General features: G+C 57.6%; 13 protein-coding genes. 7 read left to right on the top strand and 6 right to left on the bottom strand.

Annotated features, from left to right (window positions below; translation table 11 throughout):
- The first annotated feature begins 9 nt into the window (after positions 1 to 9).
- The 5 genes from F8562_RS22565 (at position 10) to F8562_RS22545 (ending at position 4,330) form a co-directional block, all read left to right on the top strand.
- A complete protein-coding gene (locus tag F8562_RS22565; protein ID WP_014839805.1) occupies positions 10 to 861 on the top strand; it encodes a class II fructose-bisphosphate aldolase in 852 nt (283 codons plus the stop codon).
- Positions 862 to 941: 80 nt separating this feature from the next.
- On the top strand, positions 942 to 1,802 hold the full coding sequence (locus F8562_RS22560; protein WP_014227269.1) for a ketose-bisphosphate aldolase: 861 nt from the start codon (positions 942 to 944) through the stop codon (positions 1,800 to 1,802).
- Positions 1,803 to 1,852: 50 nt separating this feature from the next.
- Complete coding sequence (locus tag F8562_RS22555) at positions 1,853 to 2,785, top strand: ROK family protein (RefSeq protein ID WP_014839804.1); 933 nt, start codon at positions 1,853 to 1,855, stop codon at positions 2,783 to 2,785.
- On the top strand, positions 2,766 to 3,449 hold the full coding sequence (locus F8562_RS22550; protein ID WP_014839803.1) for a D-lyxose/D-mannose family sugar isomerase: 684 nt from the start codon (positions 2,766 to 2,768) through the stop codon (positions 3,447 to 3,449). Before F8562_RS22555 ends, F8562_RS22550 begins: the two co-directional genes overlap by 20 nt.
- A gap of 149 nt (positions 3,450 to 3,598) precedes the next feature.
- A complete protein-coding gene (locus F8562_RS22545) occupies positions 3,599 to 4,330 on the top strand; it encodes a MurR/RpiR family transcriptional regulator (RefSeq protein WP_014227266.1) in 732 nt (243 codons plus the stop codon).
- Between the two features lie 394 nt (positions 4,331 to 4,724).
- Here the strand turns inward: F8562_RS22545 and F8562_RS22540 are convergent, their stop codons facing one another.
- From F8562_RS22540 to F8562_RS22525, 4 genes are all read right to left on the bottom strand, one after another.
- Positions 4,725 to 6,104, bottom strand: a complete 1,380-nt coding sequence (locus F8562_RS22540; protein WP_014227265.1) for a glycoside hydrolase — start codon at positions 6,102 to 6,104, stop codon at positions 4,725 to 4,727.
- A 13-nt stretch (positions 6,105 to 6,117) separates the two neighbouring features.
- Complete coding sequence (locus F8562_RS22535) at positions 6,118 to 7,677, bottom strand: PTS transporter subunit EIIC (RefSeq protein WP_094909490.1); 1,560 nt, start codon at positions 7,675 to 7,677, stop codon at positions 6,118 to 6,120.
- A gap of 314 nt (positions 7,678 to 7,991) precedes the next feature.
- Positions 7,992 to 9,707 carry an AsmA family protein gene (locus F8562_RS22530; RefSeq protein WP_014227263.1) on the bottom strand — a complete coding sequence of 572 codons (1,716 nt, stop codon included), beginning with the start codon at positions 9,705 to 9,707 and terminating at the stop codon, positions 7,992 to 7,994.
- Positions 9,708 to 9,852: 145 nt separating this feature from the next.
- Complete coding sequence (locus tag F8562_RS22525; RefSeq protein WP_004855527.1) at positions 9,853 to 11,244, bottom strand: nucleobase:cation symporter-2 family protein; 1,392 nt, start codon at positions 11,242 to 11,244, stop codon at positions 9,853 to 9,855.
- Between the two features lie 287 nt (positions 11,245 to 11,531).
- Here F8562_RS22525 and gltS point away from each other — a divergent pair, with 287 nt between their 5' ends.
- On the top strand, positions 11,532 to 12,734 hold the full coding sequence (gene gltS, locus F8562_RS22520) for a sodium/glutamate symporter (protein WP_014227262.1): 1,203 nt from the start codon (positions 11,532 to 11,534) through the stop codon (positions 12,732 to 12,734).
- A 343-nt stretch (positions 12,735 to 13,077) separates the two neighbouring features.
- Here gltS and glpK read toward each other — a convergent pair whose 3' ends face one another.
- A complete protein-coding gene (gene glpK / locus F8562_RS22515; protein WP_004126722.1) occupies positions 13,078 to 14,589 on the bottom strand; it encodes a glycerol kinase GlpK in 1,512 nt (503 codons plus the stop codon).
- Between the two features lie 21 nt (positions 14,590 to 14,610).
- The gene (locus tag F8562_RS22510) at positions 14,611 to 15,462 is read right to left on the bottom strand and encodes an MIP/aquaporin family protein (RefSeq protein WP_004855525.1); all 852 of its coding nucleotides are present in this window, start codon (positions 15,460 to 15,462) and stop codon (positions 14,611 to 14,613) included.
- A 442-nt stretch (positions 15,463 to 15,904) separates the two neighbouring features.
- Between F8562_RS22510 and zapB the strand changes: the two genes are divergently transcribed.
- Entirely contained in the window at positions 15,905 to 16,150 is a 246-nt protein-coding gene (gene zapB / locus F8562_RS22505; protein WP_009652751.1) for a septal ring assembly protein ZapB, read from the top strand.
- Positions 16,151 to 16,163: the final 13 nt, after the last annotated feature.

The raw sequence follows: 16,163 nt of genomic DNA, 5'->3' as shown, positions 1-16,163 counted from the left end.
GGAGGCCCTATGTTTGCCGATATGAAAAGTATGGTGATCAAAGCCTGGCGTGAACGGTATGCCCTGCTGGCGATTAACTGCATGAACCTGGAAAGCGCACGCGCGGCGGTGCGCGTGGCGGAAAAACATCGCGCGCCGATTATTCTCAACCTGTATCAGGGGCATCTGTCGCACTTTCCGGCGACGGCGGCGGCGGCGGTAGTCAGGGTTCTGGCGGAGGAGGCGAGCGTACCCGTGACGTTAAGTCTCGATCACGGCAAAGAGCCGATAAAAATACGTCAGGCTTTCCGCGCCGGATTTAGCGGGTTAATGATCGATGCTTCGGCGTTCGCGCTGGCGGAGAACATCCGCCAGACCCGAGAGGTCGCTGAACTGGCCGCCAGCGTTGGGCTGTGCGTGGAGGGCGAACTGGGGCACCTGGCGGATGCGCCGCGCTACGACCAGGCCAGCAATGCCGATTTAATGACCCAGCCGCAGGACGTCCCTCCCTTTATCGAACAGACCGGGATTGACCTGCTGGCGGTCTCCGTAGGAACCGCCCACGGTATGTACGCCCCCGGCGTAAAACCGATGCTCGATTTCGACCGCCTGGCGCAGATACAGCGCGCGTCATCCGTGCCGCTGGCGCTGCACGGCGGGAGCGGTACGCCGTTCGAGCAGCTGCAACGTTGCCCGGAATTCGGGGTCGCAAAAATCAACGTTGGGGCGGCGGTATTTGAAGCGGGGAAAGCGGCGCTGCTGCACACCCTGTGCCACGACAGCACCATTGAGCTGGCCGATGCGCTATCGGTGATGGAGCAGGCCAGCGCTGACGCCATCGTTCCCTATTTACACGCATCCGGCTCAATCAACAAAGCCTGATTAAATCTCAGTAAGGCCTTCCATGCCGGCGCCCGTATGCCCTGGCAGGGCTTACCACACCCTGAAACTGGAGAATAACGATGTTAGTTTCAATGCACGAATTACTTAAACCCACCCGTGAACATGGTTTTGCTATCGGCGCATTTAACGTGGCGGATAGCTGTTTTATTCGCGCCGTGGTGGAAGAGGCGGAAGCGACAAATACGCCGGCGATTATTTCCATTCACCCCAGCGAGCACGATTTTGTTGGCGACGCGTTTTTTAGCTACGTGCGGGATATCACCCAGCGCAGCCGCGTGCCTTTCACCCTGCATCTGGATCATGGCGCCTCGGTGGAACATGTTCTGCGCGCCATTCAGTGTGGCTTCACCTCGGTCATGATCGATGGTTCGCTGCTGCCTTATGAAGAAAACGTGGCCCTGACCCGCGAAGTGGTGCAGCTGGCGCACGCGGTGGGCGTGTCGGTCGAAGGTGAGCTGGGGACCATCGGTCAGACCGGAACTTCTGTGGAAGGCGGCGTGTCAGAAGTCACCTATACCGACCCGGCGCAGGCGGAAGATTTTGTCGCCCGTACCGGCGTGGATACGCTGGCGGTAGCGATTGGCACCGCGCACGGTATCTATCCGAAGGGGATGCAGCCGGAGCTGCAGATGCACATTCTGCGCGATATCGCCGGGCGTCTGTCGATTCCGCTGGTGCTGCACGGCGGCTCGGCTAATCCGGATGCGGAAATTGCGGAATCCGTTACGCTTGGCGTCGGCAAAATCAATATTTCCAGCGATATGAAATACGCCTATTTCCAGAAAGTGCGCGAAATTCTGACAAAAGAGACATGGTGGGATCCGAATGTCATTTATCCGGAACCGATTAACGCCGCGCGGAAGGTGATTCGCCACAAAATGAAGCTCTTTGGCTCTACCGGCAAGGCCAGCCTGTACTAATCCCCCGGCGGGGCGGGGAAACCTGCCTCGCTATGAATAAGGAGGCCGGTATGAAGTATTTGGGGCTGGATATCGGCGGGAGCAAAATCGCCGCCGTAGTGATGGATGAACAAGGCCATGAATGGAGGCGCTTTCGCGTTGAAACGCGAAAACAGACCCGGCAGCAGTTTATCGCAACGCTGGTGGCGTTAATCACCGCGATTGGGGATGAGCTGGCCCAGCCTTTGGCTATCGGTATTGCCCTGCCGGGGAGTATCTCCCCGCAGACCGGCAAGATCCGCAATGCCAATATTCAGGTCATCAACGGCTGCCGCTTACAGGATGAGCTTGAGCAGCGCCTGGGCCAGCCGGTTGTGCTGGCGAACGATGGCAACTGTTTCACCTTATCAGAAGCCTGTGATGGCGCAGGTGCCGATTATTCGCTGGTATTTGGCATGACGCTGGGGACCGGATGCGGGGGCGGTATTGCGCTTAATCGCCAGATTTTCCCCGGCGCGTCAGGGATTGCGGCGGAGTGCGGGCATATCACGCTGCCGGGATATCAGGAGGTCAACGATGGGCCGCCCGAGCGCTGCTACTGCGGAAAATATAACTGCGTCGAGTCCTTTATTTCCGGCACCGGGCTGAGCGCGCGCTATCGTTTGATGACCCGGCAGGCGCTCAGCAGTCAGGCTATTATCGCCCGGGCGCTGGAGGGCGAGCATGCCGCCTGCGAGCAGGTGCTGCGCTTTCGCCAGCAGCTGGCGCGGACGCTGGCGACGGTGGTGAATCTTATCGATCCCGGCGTGATTGTTCTCGGCGGCGGTCTGTCTAACGTGGCGCTGCTGGTGAACGACCTGGAGGCGGATGTCGCCCCGCTGGTGTTTACCGACCATTTCACCACCCCCATCGTGCCTGCCCGACATGGTGACAGCAGCGGCATGCGCGGCGCCGCCTGGCTGGCCGTCCGCAGCGGAGTCGAAAATGAAACGTTCACAGATTAACTACGCGATTGATAAAGCGCATGCTATCGCCGAGTCCTTTCGCATTTGCTTACCCGAGTTTGCCTGCTTTACCGCCGATATCTGGGCGAAAAAGCGGTTTGAAGAGTGGCGAGAAGTTCGGGATCTACAGCTTGGCTGGGATATTACCGATTTTGGCAGCGGCCGTTTTCAGGAAACCGGACTGACGCTGTTGACCCTGCGTAACGGCGCGCCGGGCGATTCGCGCTATCCCAAGCCCTACGCCGAGAAGATGTTGCAGATTCAGCAGGATCAGCAAACCCCCTGGCATTTTCATTATCACAAAATGGAAGATATTCTGAACCGCGGCGGCGGCCGGCTCTGTCTGCAGCTGGCATGGGCGACAGAAGATGAACGGCTGGATATGCAGCGCAGCGTGAGCGTCGCGGTTGATGGCCGCCAGCGCACGCTGAAACCGGGAGACACCCTGGTTCTTAACCCCGGGCAGGGCGTTTGCCTGCCGCCCACGCTGTACCACCGTTTTTGGGCTGAAAACGCGCTGGTGATGGGCTGGGAAATTTCGATGGTGAACGATGATAAGCGCGACAACCGTTTTCTGGAAGATAGCGGCCGCTTCCCGATGATTCAGGAAGATGAACCGAAAAAATGGTTATTGTGCAGTGAATACGGCGCTGAAAAGAGATAGACGTTGTCGAATCCATCACCCTCCTTACCGGAGGGTTTTTTTATTCCATTTTGTCTAAAAAAGTAACGTTCATTTCATTCTGGTGATTGATGCCACAGACGCCAGAGCCGCCGGGTGATAGCGTAGTTTAGCGCTGAGAGGAGCCCGGTATGGATTTAGAAAACATCTTTCGTGACGTTAAGCTAAGCAAAACGGAAATGACCGTGCTGCGTTTTATTCAGAACGATCCTGAGCAATGCGTTCGCGAAGGGATCCGCGCCGTGGCGGAGCACTGTTATAGCAATCCCTCTTCGCTGGTACGCCTGGCGAAGAAGCTGAAATTCAGCGGCTGGCTGGAGCTGGTCTATTTTATTAAATTCAATATCACTATGCCCAAACTCGATGTGACCAACGACATCGATTATATGAGCATTCAGCCGGTGGAGCGGATAACGCCATTGCTGGAAAGCCTGCAACATCACCGCATTTTGATTCACGGCAGTGGGTTTTCGCAGCTGATCGCCCAGTATATTTATAATAAATTTTTGGTGACCGGGGTGAATGCCAGCCTCGCGCTGTGGCCGGATTACGAAATCCTCGAGCAGAAGAACGCCGCCAAATTTGATTCGATCTGGATTATTTCCAAATCCGGACGCAGCAGTTCCGCGCTGAACTGGGTGAAGGCGCTGGAAGGAAAGGAGATTAACCTGGTCTGCTTTACCGGCGATTATCAAAGCCCGCTGGCGCAGGCGGCGGATACGGCGTTTATCATCCATGATCCGCAGAAGTTCGATGATGATATTTACTGGAGTAACCCCTTTTTTGGCTACTGCATACTCGGCTTTGAGCGGCTGCTGAAGATGTGGTTTATGCAGACGGGGATCCCCGGAGGCGGCGCCTGAGGCGCCTGTCCGGGCTACCGGCCCTCAGTCGGCGATGAACCCGTAGCCCGGTCAGCGTAGCGCCACCGGGATGAAACGGCGCAGATATCTCAGCCCGGTACCTTCCCCGGAGGCGGCGCGACGCGCCTGTCCGGGTTACCGATCCGCAGACGGCGGTGAATCCGTAGCCCGGTCAGCGCAGCGCCACCGGGATGAAACAGAGTAGATGTCTCAGGCCCGGCACATTTCCCGGAGGCGGCGCGACGCGCCTGTCCGGGCTACCGATCCGCAGACGGCGGTGAACCCGTAGCCCGGTCAGCGCAGCGCCACCGGGATGCAACAGAGTAGATGTCTCAGGCCCGGCACATTCCCCGGATAAGGCGTTAGCCGCCATCCGGGGGATTTCACCGGGCGTTTATTGCCAGTCGGCGAACTGCTTATCGTCGAGATAGGCTTCAACCAGCGTTTTTGCCAGCGAATAAGAGCCGACCAGCGGATGCGCCATCAGCGCCCGTACCGCCAGCGATTTATCGCGCTGCAGAATGGCCGCCACCGCCAGCCGCTCATACTCTTTCACGCTGGCGATCATATTCTTCTGCGCCGTCGGCACATGCTTCGGCGTCACCGGCTTCAGGCCCTCTTTGCTCAGGTCGCAGCTGATCTCAATCACATCATCCGGGCGCAGGAAGTCCAGCGTGCCGTTGTTGGGCATCGATACCACGATGCGCTTGGTGGTGGTGCTGTTCACCGCCTCCAGAATATCCAGCGCCACGCCCGCGTAGCCGCCGGTATCCGGCTCCTCGATAAACTGCTTTAAGGTCAACGGCTCGCGGGTATGGAATTTTTCCTGCTGCGACTCGTTCTGCATATAGCTATTTTCCCGGCGCAGATAGTGCTTCATCCAGATGGTAAACGCCGCTTCCGGGTTGGCTTTGACATCAACGGTCAGCAGCGCTTCGCGCATATCGTGATTGATGCGGGCAATTTGCTCGCCGCGGGTTTCCGGCGCGTTCTGAATCGCTTTCAAAGCCACTTCGCGATAGTAGTAGTAGTAAAGATATTCATTAAGCAGCTGCTTATCGCATAGCTGAACCAGCTCCGGCGAAAAGTACTGCATCGCCGTCTTGCGATACAGGTCCGGGCTGGCGATCAGGCGCTCGGTGACATCCTCGCCGCGCACGGTGAAATGGGTAAACCAGGAGAAGTGGTTCAGCCCGTAGCACTCGACGCCGAGATCGCGCTCGTCGCAGCCGAGGATCTCGGGCAGCTCGCGAATCAGCTCCGACGGGGCATCGCAGATGCCGTACACCCGACGCTTAAAGCCGGATTTGATAATCGCCTCGGTGACCAGCCCTGACGGGTTGGTGAAGTTAAACAGAATGGCATCTTCGGCGGCGTGCTCTTCAATCAGGCGGCAGTAGTGAAGAATCGCCGGAATGGAACGCATCGCCATGGCGAAACCGCCCGCGCCGGTGGTCTCCTGGCCCAGCGTGTTGTGCGCCAGGGCGATACGCTCGTCGCGGATCCGGCTCTCATCGCCGCCCACCCGCAGGGTGGTTATCACATAGTGGCTATTTTTTAGCGCCGGCACCGGGTCGCTGGTTACGCTGAAATGAATATCCGGGCGAATGGCATTAAACACATAGCGGGCGATCTCGCCGAATATTGTCAGATTCTCCGCGGAGCTGTCGAGAAAGACCACTTCCGTTAAACCAATGCGGTGCGCGTTATATGCCAGAGATTTCGCCAGAAACGCAGAGCGAACGCCGCCCCCGCCTAATACGGTTAATTTCATAAATCACTCCCAATTAATTTTCTGCTAGCCAGCTATCAACCCGGGAACGAACCTGTCCCACTTTGACGCCGTAAATAACCTGAACTTCATTTCGATTTCGTACTATGCCGTTTGCGCCGGTGCTTTTTAATATCGCATCGTCAACCAGATCCATATTATGAATAACGACGCGCAGGCGGGTAAAACAGTTGTCGACGGAAATAATGTTCTCTTTACCACCCAGACCATTAATAATTTCGTTGGTCACCGACTGCGGTTCGCCCATTTTTTTTCGGTAATCAGCTTTGCTATATAACTTCACGTTTTCATCGTCTTCACGACCCGGCGTTTTAAGATTCAACTTAACGACCAGCGTGCGGAAGATAACGTAGTAAACGGCGAACTGACCAATCCCGATAAGCACGTAGCCGGGCCAGCGGGTCAGGGAGACCGGCAGCGGCAGGTTGTAAATCAGGAACTCAATCAGCCCGGAAGCGCCCCAGGGACGCACGGTAAAGATGTCGCAAATCGCCTGCGAGGCCGCGGTTAACGTGGCGTGGATCACCCACAGCAGCGGCGAAACGAACAGGAAGGTAAACTCAATCGGCTCGGTGATGCCGGTGAGCATAGAGGTGATAATGGCCGGTAGCAGAATCGCTTTGGCCATCATTTTTTTCTCCGGTTTCGCCGTGTGGTAGAACGCCAGCGAGGCGCCGGCCAGGCCGAAGATAGTGGTCATCCCCTGCTGCGAGAAACGCAGCGCCTCGTTCATCACCGGGGTTAAATCCGGGTGGCGCATATAGGCGAGGAAAATCGCCTGGGTGCCGGAGACGACCTGGCCGTCGACGTTCAGCGTACCGCCGATTTGCGTGAGCTGGAACGGCGACCAGACGAAGTGGTGCAGGCCGGTGGGGATGAGGAATTTTTCAAAGAAGCCGTAGACGAAGACCCCCGCCACGCCGGCGTTTTTCATAAAGCCGGTCAGCGCCGCGATGCCGTGGGTCATAAACGGCCAGATCCAGGTAAAGGCGATGGCGTAGAAAATGACGACCGGGGTCATCGCCACCAGCGTCAGCTTGGCTCCGCCGTACATGGAGAGCGCGCCGGGTAGTTCAATCGTCGACACTTTGTTATGCACCCAGGCGATGGCGCAGCCGAGAATAATCCCGAGGAAGACCCCCATATCGACTACCACAAACCCCAGCAGCTGAGTCTGCCCGGTACCGTAATATTCGCCGTTAATTTTTTCCGCGAGTCCGTGGGTATGCTCCAGCCACGAGTGGTTGGCGCCAAGAAACATGATAAAACACATCACCGACACCAGCGCCACTTCGGTTTTTTTATCTTTTGCCAGGCCATAGCTGATGCCGACGCAAAAAAGTAATCCCAGATTGCCGAATAAAGGCCAGAAAGTATCGCCGAGCAGCTGGCCGAGCTGGTGTAAAAAGCTGGTCTCCGAAATTAATGTTGGGTTGGTTAAGACTGAACTGAGTGCCAAAATTAAGCCGATGACCGGCAAGAACAATACTGCACCGATCATTGCTCTGGAGAATTTTTGCATATTCTCCAGAATACGTTGACGTATTACAGACATGGTCGTTCCTTTATTTTTGTATACCCGTCATACTTCAAGTTGCTTATGTGTTAGCTACGCTCGCTCACCCCAGTCACATAGTTATCTATGCTCCTGGGGACTCACTCCCTTGCCGCCTTTAAGCAACTCGAATTATTTTGGGTATAGGTTCAGGGACTTTAATTATTTTTTTAACTTCCAGTATTTTTGTTATAGCAAGTCCGCTATTTGAAAGGAACAGGTTGCGGGAAATAGGTACAAACAGCCGCTTAATGGCAACAGGTTTCGCGAATGGAACAGGCCCCTCTCCCGTGGGGGGAGAGGGAGAGGAGAAGTCAGGGAGTCGTTGTCGCCGGCGCTGAAGGGGGCTGGGTGCTGGTGACCTCCCCGTTGCGCATCACCTGCGCCACCTGCTGTTTCTCCATATTTATCGCGCTCAGCTGGCCGTTGACGGTCGGCTTCAGCGGCGCATCCGCCAGCACGCTGCCGGTCGCCGTCAGCTGAAGGTTACCGTCGCCGGAAACCGGCAGCGCGGGCCATCCCCAGGCCTGCAAAATATTCAGCGGCACGCCGCGACCGTTGAGGCTCAGGTTGACCAGGCGCTGCGGGAGCTGCGACACCGCCGCGGTGGCTTGCAGGATCCCTCGCTCGGTAAAGGCGCTGAGCTCGTTAACGTTTACCGTTGAGGCATTGGCGCTCAGCTTCAGCGACGGGCGGCGGACATCAATACGATTAAAGGTCGCGGCGGCGGCGTTCAGCGTCGCGCTACCGCTCCACACGCCCCAGCTGCGGTTTTTCACCAGCTGCAGCTCGCCGCCGTAGCCGTCGAGCGCGGTGATTTGCCACGGGAACGCCGGTTCAATATCGATAATCAGGTTGCGGCTGGCGCTGAACTTTCTCAGCGTCAGGCTTTGCAGCCAGTCGGGCAGCGGCGCCATCCACAGCTGCTTCCAGTTGGTTGGCAGCGTATATTCCAGCCCGGCGAACGCCGCGTCATCCAGCACCAGCGCATGGCCGGCGCGCAGCCAGTTGCCGGACGTGCGCACCATGCCGCCCTCCCAGCGTGAGGTGAACTGGCGCAGCGCGATGCCCTGCGGCGAGAATCCGGCGTTAAGGATCGGGTCGAGGAAGTGCAGCGAGCCGTAAATAAACTCGTTGGCGTTCATCGACAGCGTACCCTCCTGGCTTTGCCAGTCGCCGCGGCTCAGGGTGAGGTTGCGCAGGTTAAGATCGAGGCCGGCGATCGCCCAGTCAGGCCCCTGCAGGCTGGCGTCGGTCACATCAAGGCGGCCAATCTGTAGTGACGGCAGGGTGGTCAGCGGCGCGAAAAAGTCGGCGAGTGATTTATCGCTTTGCAGGCGAATCTCGTTGAGCCGCAAATTATCGACCTGCCAGCCGCCGTCGGCGCTGCGTTTCGCCGTGCCGGTGAGCGTACCGCGGGCGACGTCCGCGCCAATGGTCGAGAGGGACACTTCGCCGTTATCAATATTCCCCTGAATCAGCACGTTGCTGGCTTCAATACCGTTGAGCGTCATCGACCCGGCGCTCATCTGAATCTGCGTTTTCTTGCCGAGCACGTTGCCCGCTTCCGGCGCCCACGGGCTGACGCCGCCGGTGACGCGCTGCGCGCTCAGATCCCAGTCGCTCTCCGGGCTGTTGAACGCCATATTGCGCAACTGGAGACGGTCGGCGGCGAATGGCAGCGCCGCGGAAGAAGGGGAGAAGTTCAGCGTGCCGTCGCTGAGGACGATTTCGTCAGCATGCAGCGGGTCGCTAAACTGGCGGCTGCTAAACCCGATATCCACCGTTTGCGCCACCAGCGTGGCGGGTTTGCCGTCGCGTCCGAGGGTGACGTTTTGCAGCTGCAGGTGCAGTGGCGAGGAGAAATTATGGTCCATCTTGTTGAAAGAGACCTTCCAGCCGGTACCGTCGCTTAGCCAGGCGCTGGCCTGGCGCCCGCCCCACTGGGTTTGCAGCAGGAAGTAAGCGGCAATAATCACCACCAGCAGGGCAATCAGCAGCCAGAGAATCAGCTTTCTGAGAAATTTCATGGTCTTCGATCCTGAGCGAGGCACATAAGGCTGTTATGCCCGAATTATGCGCAATCCTCAAGACAGGAATTGTGTAATGAGATGATGTGAGGTTGATGATGCTGACGCTCCGGCCAGCATCGCGTGGCCGGAGCGTCAGAGAGGATCAGTTTTTCTCTGGCGGGAAAATCAGATTCAGAATAATCGCCGTGATGCCGCCAGCAGCGATACCGGAGGAGAGCAGATTCTTCAGCCAGTCAGGGGCGAACTGCAGGATCAGCGGCTGCTGGGAAACGCCGAGGCCGACGGCCAGCGACAGGGCGATAATCAGGATCGCGCGGCGGTTCAGCGGCTCGCGGGAGACGATACGCACGCCGGAGGCGGCAATAGTGCCGAACATCACCAGCGTCGCGCCGCCGAGCACCGGCTCAGGAATATGCTGCACGAAGCCGCTTACCGCCGGGAACAGGCCGAGCACGATCAGCATCAGCGCGACCACGAAACCGACATAGCGGCTGGCGACGCCGGTCAGCTGTATCACGCCGTTGTTCTGGCCAAAGCAGGAGTTCGGAAAGGTGTTGAATACCGCCGAAACAAACGAGTTCAGACCGTTGGCCAGCACGCCGCCCTTCAGACGCTTCATATATAGCGGGCCGGAAACCGGCTGCTCGGAGACGTCAGAGGTGGCGGTAATATCGCCGATGGTTTCCAGCGAGGTAATCATAAACACCAGCATCAGCGGCAGCAGCAGATTCCAGTCGATGCCTAACCCGTAGTACAGCGGCGTGGGTACCATAATCAGGCTGCTTTCCGTCGGCGCGGTATTGGCCGGCAGCATATCGAGTAGCCATGCCGCCAGGTAGCCGGCCGCCATCGCGATAACCAGCGAAGCGATGCGCAGGTACGGGTTGCGCTGGCGGTTAAGGATAATAATCAGCGCCAGCACGATCCCTGCCAGCAGCAGGTTTTTTGGCGCGCCGAAGGTGTGGTCGGCCATGGCGGCATAGCCGCCGCCGATGGAGGTCAGGCCAACCTGAATCAGCGACAGGCCGATAATCATCACCACCACGCCGGAGACCAGCGGGGTAATAATGCGGCGGGCGAGATGCAGAACGCGGGAGAGAACCATCTCTGTGCAGCTGGCCAGCATCAGGGTGCCGAACAGCGCGGCCATCATGGTCGGAACATCGGCGCCGCCGGTTTTCAAGGCGGTCCCGCCCATAATCAGCGGCGCGACGAAGTTAAAACTGGTGCCCTGAATCGAGAGCAGACCAGACCCCACCGGGCCCCAGGCTTTAATTTGAATGATGGAGGCCACGCCGGAGGCGAACAGGGACATGCTGATGATGTGTTGCGTATCCTGAGCCGGAAGGCCCAGAGCCTGGCAAATTAACAGCGCCGGAGTGATGACCGCGACAAACATCGCCAGCAGGTGCTGGAATGCGGCGAACAGGGTTTGCGGTAGCGGCGGGCGGTCTTCAAGGCGGTAGATTAATTCGCTGGTTTGCTTATGCGCAACCGGTTGCGCATTTTCTGATTCTGCGGTGTTAACGGACATCACAACAATCCCAAAGGTGGCAAAGCGGGGATTTTATCGGACTGTAGACCAAAAGCAAACGTTTGCCACTCTTTAGCGGCAAATATTTAAGCAGGGAATAAGTGTCAAATATTTATTAACATTTTGTATGCTTGATCGCATCATTATCCCTACAAAATATCTTTTCCTGTCCTTTTTTCCGTACTTCTGCTTAAAATCCCTTCCCGATTACTCATGATGAGAAGCAATCGACACCGGGAATACCGTCGCGTGTGAATGGATCATGCGCCTATAAGGAGCTCTTTTTTATGTTTCATCTCGATACCTTATCGACGCTCGTTGCCGCAACACTCGTGCTGCTACTGGGTAGAAAACTCGTTCAAACCGTCCCTTTCCTGAAGAAATACACCATTCCTGAACCCGTTGCGGGCGGCCTGCTGGTCGCGCTGGCGCTGCTGGTATTAAAGAAAAGCATGGATATCGAAATCGATTTCGATATGAGCCTGAAAGACCCGCTGATGCTGGCTTTCTTTGCCACTATCGGCCTGAACGCCAACCTCGCCAGCCTGCGCTCCGGCGGCAAAGTGCTGGGGACGTTCCTGATCGTGGTGGTGGGGCTGCTGCTGCTGCAAAACGCGCTCGGAATCGGCATGGCGAAGCTGCTTGGCCTCGACCCGCTGATGGGGCTGCTGGCCGGTTCGATTACCCTTTCCGGCGGCCACGGTACCGGCGCGGCGTGGAGTAAATTGTTTGTTGAACGCTATGGCTTTGCCAACGCCACCGAAGTGGCCATGGCTTGCGCAACCTTCGGCCTCGTCCTGGGTGGCCTGATCGGCGGACCGGTGGCGCGCTATCTGGTTAAGCACTCTTCCTCCCCGGACGGTACGCCGGACGATCAGCTCGCGCCGACTGCGTTTGAAAAGCCGGATATGGGGCGCATGATCACGTCGCTGGTGCTGATTGAGAGCATCGCGCTGATCGCCATCTGTTTAACGGTAGGGAAGATCGTTGCGCAACTGCTGGCGGGAACCGTATTTGAACTGCCCACCTTCGTTTGCGTGCTGTTTATCGGCGTGATCCTGAGCAATAGCCTGTCGGCGCTGGGCCTGTACCGCGTGTTCGACCGCGCGGTGTCGGTGCTGGGTAACGTCAGCCTGTCGCTATTCCTGGCGATGGCCCTGATGAGCCTGAAGCTGTGGGAGCTGGCGTCGCTGGCGCTGCCGATGATTATTATTCTGGCGGTTCAGGCAGTGGCTATGGCGCTGTATGCGGTGTTTGTGACCTACCGGATGATGGGCAAAAACTACGATGCCGCGGTGCTGGCAGCCGGCCACTGTGGTTTCGGCCTCGGCGCGACGCCGACGGCGATTGCCAACATGCAGGCGATTACCGACCGTTTCGGTCCGTCGCACATGGCGTTTCTGGTGGTGCCGATGGTGGGCGCGTTCTTTATCGATATCGTTAACGCGCTGGTGATTAAGCTCTATCTGCTGCTGCCGGTATTTGGCTGATAAAAACCCGGAGGCGGTGCGCTACGGGGTTGTGCAGTCTGCGGGCGATAGCCCGGGTAAGGCGTTTACGCCGCAACCCGGGGATACCCCGGGTTTTATACATCGACGCGGTTTCCCCCCGGCTCGCGCTGCGCTTAGCCGGGCTACGGGTGTGTGCGGTCTGTGGGCTGTAGCCCGGGTAAGGCGTTTACGCCGCAACCCGGGGATACTCAGGGATTCATGACTCGACGCGGCTTCTCCCCGGCTCGCGCTGCGCTTAGCCGGGCTACGGGGTTGTGCGGTCTGCGGGCTGTGTAGCCCGGCTAAGGCGTTTACGCCGCCAGCCGGGAATACTTCCCCCATCTTACGCTTCGTCGTGCTCTTCCCACGCCAGCGCGCGTTTTACCGCCTTCTTCCAGCCGCTGTAGCGATAGTTACGCTCGGTGGTTTCAATCCCCGGACGGAACTCGCGTTCGATGACCGCTTTCTCCTGCAGTTCATCCAGGTTTTGCCAGAAACCGACCGCCAGACCGGCCAGATAGGCTGCGCCCAGCGCGGTGACTTCGCGGACTTCCGGGCGTTCCACGCGGGTGCCGAGAATATCGGACTGGAACTGCATCAGGAAGTTGTTGGCGACCGCGCCGCCGTCAACGCGCAGGGCGTGGAGACGGATCCCGGAGTCAGCCTGCATCGCTTCCAGCACGTCGCGGGTCTGATAGGCAATCGACTCCAGGGTGGCGCGAATAATATGGTTGGAGTTCACGCCGCGGGTCAGGCCGAAGATCGCGCCGCGGGCATACGGGTCCCAGTACGGGGCGCCGAGTCCGGTAAAAGCCGGAACCACGTACACGCCGTTGGTATCCTTCACTTTGGTGGCGAAATATTCGGAATCGAACGCGTCGCTAATCAGCTTCATCTCATCGCGCAGCCACTGAATAGAGGCGCCCGCCATAAACACCGCGCCTTCCAGCGCATAGTTCACCTCACCGCGCGGGCCGCAGGCGATAGTCGTCAGCAGGCCGTGCGTTGACGTCACCGCTTTCTCGCCGGTATTCATCAGCATAAAGCAGCCGGTACCGTAGGTGTTTTTCGCCATCCCCTCTTTCACGCACAGCTGGCCGAACAGCGCCGCCTGCTGGTCGCCCGCGATGCCGGCGATCGGAATACGCGTCCCGCCCTTACCGCCGATGTTGGTCTGGCCGTACACTTCGGAAGATTTGCGCACTTCCGGCAGCATGGCGCGCGGGATATCCAGCGCGTCGAGCATTTTGTCATCCCAGTCCAGCTCGTGGATATTAAACAGCATGGTACGCGAGGCGTTAGTGTAGTCGGTTACGTGAACGCGTCCCTGGGTCATTTTCCAGATAAGCCAGGTGTCTACGGTACCGAACAGCAGCTCGCCGCGTTTAGCGCGTTCGCGCGCGCCTTCGACGTGGTCGAGGATCCACTTCACTTTGGTGCCGGAGAAGTAGGGGTCAACCACCAGGCCGGTGGCCTTGCGGATGTACTCTTCCATGCCGTCGCGCTTGAGCTGTTCGCAGATCTCGGCGGTACGGCGGCACTGCCAGACGATGGCGTTATAAATCGGCTTTCCGGTTTCGCGCTCCCACACGATGGCGGTTTCACGCTGGTTGGTGATGCCGATCGCCGCGATTTCATCGGAGCTGATATCGGCTTTTGCCAGCACTTCAACCAGCGTAGAGCTTTGCGATGCCCAGATCTCCATCGGGTCGTGTTCAACCCAGCCTGGACGCGGATAAATTTGTTCGAATTCTCGCTGAGAAACGCTGACGATATTGGCATCGTGATCCATTACCACGGCGCGGGAGCTGGTGGTGCCCTGGTCGAGCGCTACGATATATTTTTTGTCGGTCATAGTATGAGTCCCGTAGTCAGATTACAGCGAAGCTTTGTGTTGCGTCGTAGAGGGGGATGCGGCTTCTTTCTCTTCGACGACGCAGGTGTCGCAAGGCAGGTGGCGGCCAATCAGCTTGCGGTAGCAGAATGCGCCCAGCGCAGCACCGACGATTGGCGCACACAGCGGCACCAGGAAATAAGGAATATCTTTGCCGCCGGTGAAGGCGACGTTGCCCCAGCCTGCCAGCCAGGCGAAGGCTTTCGGTCCGATATCACGCGCCGGGTTCATGGCGAAGCCGGTCAGCGGGCCCATGGATGCGCCGATGACGGCGATCAGCAGACCAATCAGCAGCGGCGCCAGCGGGCCACGCGGCACGCCGTTACCATCGTCGGTCAGCGCCAGAATGACGCCCATCAGGATAGCGGTAATCACCATTTCTACCGCGAAGGCCTGCACAAAATTGATATGCGGATTCGGATAGGTGGAGAAAATGCCTGCCAGCTCGAGACTTTCGACGCTACCGCGCACCATATTGTGGGTATGTTCGAAATCGAAGAAAAGATTGTAATAAAGCCCGTAAACTAAAGCCGCAGCGCAAAAGGCGCCAGCGAATTGCGCAACGATAAATGGAACAACTTTACGACCGTCAAAGCAGGCGAACAGCCACAGCGCGATGGTGACCGCCGGGTTAAGGTGCGCACCGGAAACCCCTGCGGTCAGGTAAATCGCCATGGCGACGCCCAGACCCCAGATGATGCTGATTTCCCACTGACCGAAGCTGGCTCCCGCGACCTTAAGCGCAGCGACGCACCCAACGCCGAAAAAGATCAACAACCCGGTACCGAGGAACTCTGCGATGCACTGGCCTTTTAGTGTTGATGTTTGGCTCATAATCGAATCCTGAAGCGTAGTGATGATTATTGTATGTGTGAAGGTCGCAGGCGACCACGCTGCCATGTAGGCATAGTGTTAATTTATCGTTAACGAACAAAAACGAGAAATATCGAAATTCAAATGTGTGTACCACGTCAAGAAAATGAGCGTTTTCGCGCCATAAACGCGTGTTCGGCCTTTTGCGGGAGCGTTTCACCGCACATTTTTTTACGTGTTGATTAACAATTACGAAAAAGTACCGGGTAAAAGCGGCGAACGGACCAGGTAAAGGCTGAAAAGTGTTGCAAACCGCAATCTACGCGGGTTGTCGCTGGACAGGGGAGGCGGGGCTTCATACAATCGACTACATCACCACTGTAGTGCGCTAATTTTCGTTAAGGCGTCAACGCGTATACGAAACGGACGGTTTCTATCAACGCCTTGCAAGTTCAGGAGAGGTATGACGATGTCATTAGAAGTGTTTGAGAAATTAGAATCTAAAGTTCAGCAGGCGATTGATACCATCACTCTGTTACAGATGGAAATCGAAGAGCTGAAAGAGAAGAACAACACGCTGGCGCAGGAAGTACAGAGCGCGCAGCACAGCCGTGAAGAGCTTGAGCGTGAAAACGGTCAGCTGAAAGAACAGCAGCAGGGCTGGCAGGATCGTCTGCAGGCGCTGCTGGGCCGCATGGAAGAAGTCTGATGCTTCCCGCCCC

It is taken from the genome of Klebsiella sp. RCJ4, from assembly GCF_009025755.1.
GTDB classification, from domain to species: Bacteria; Pseudomonadota; Gammaproteobacteria; order Enterobacterales; family Enterobacteriaceae; genus Klebsiella; species Klebsiella michiganensis.
This window is presented reverse-complemented; position numbering and strand designations above follow the sequence as displayed.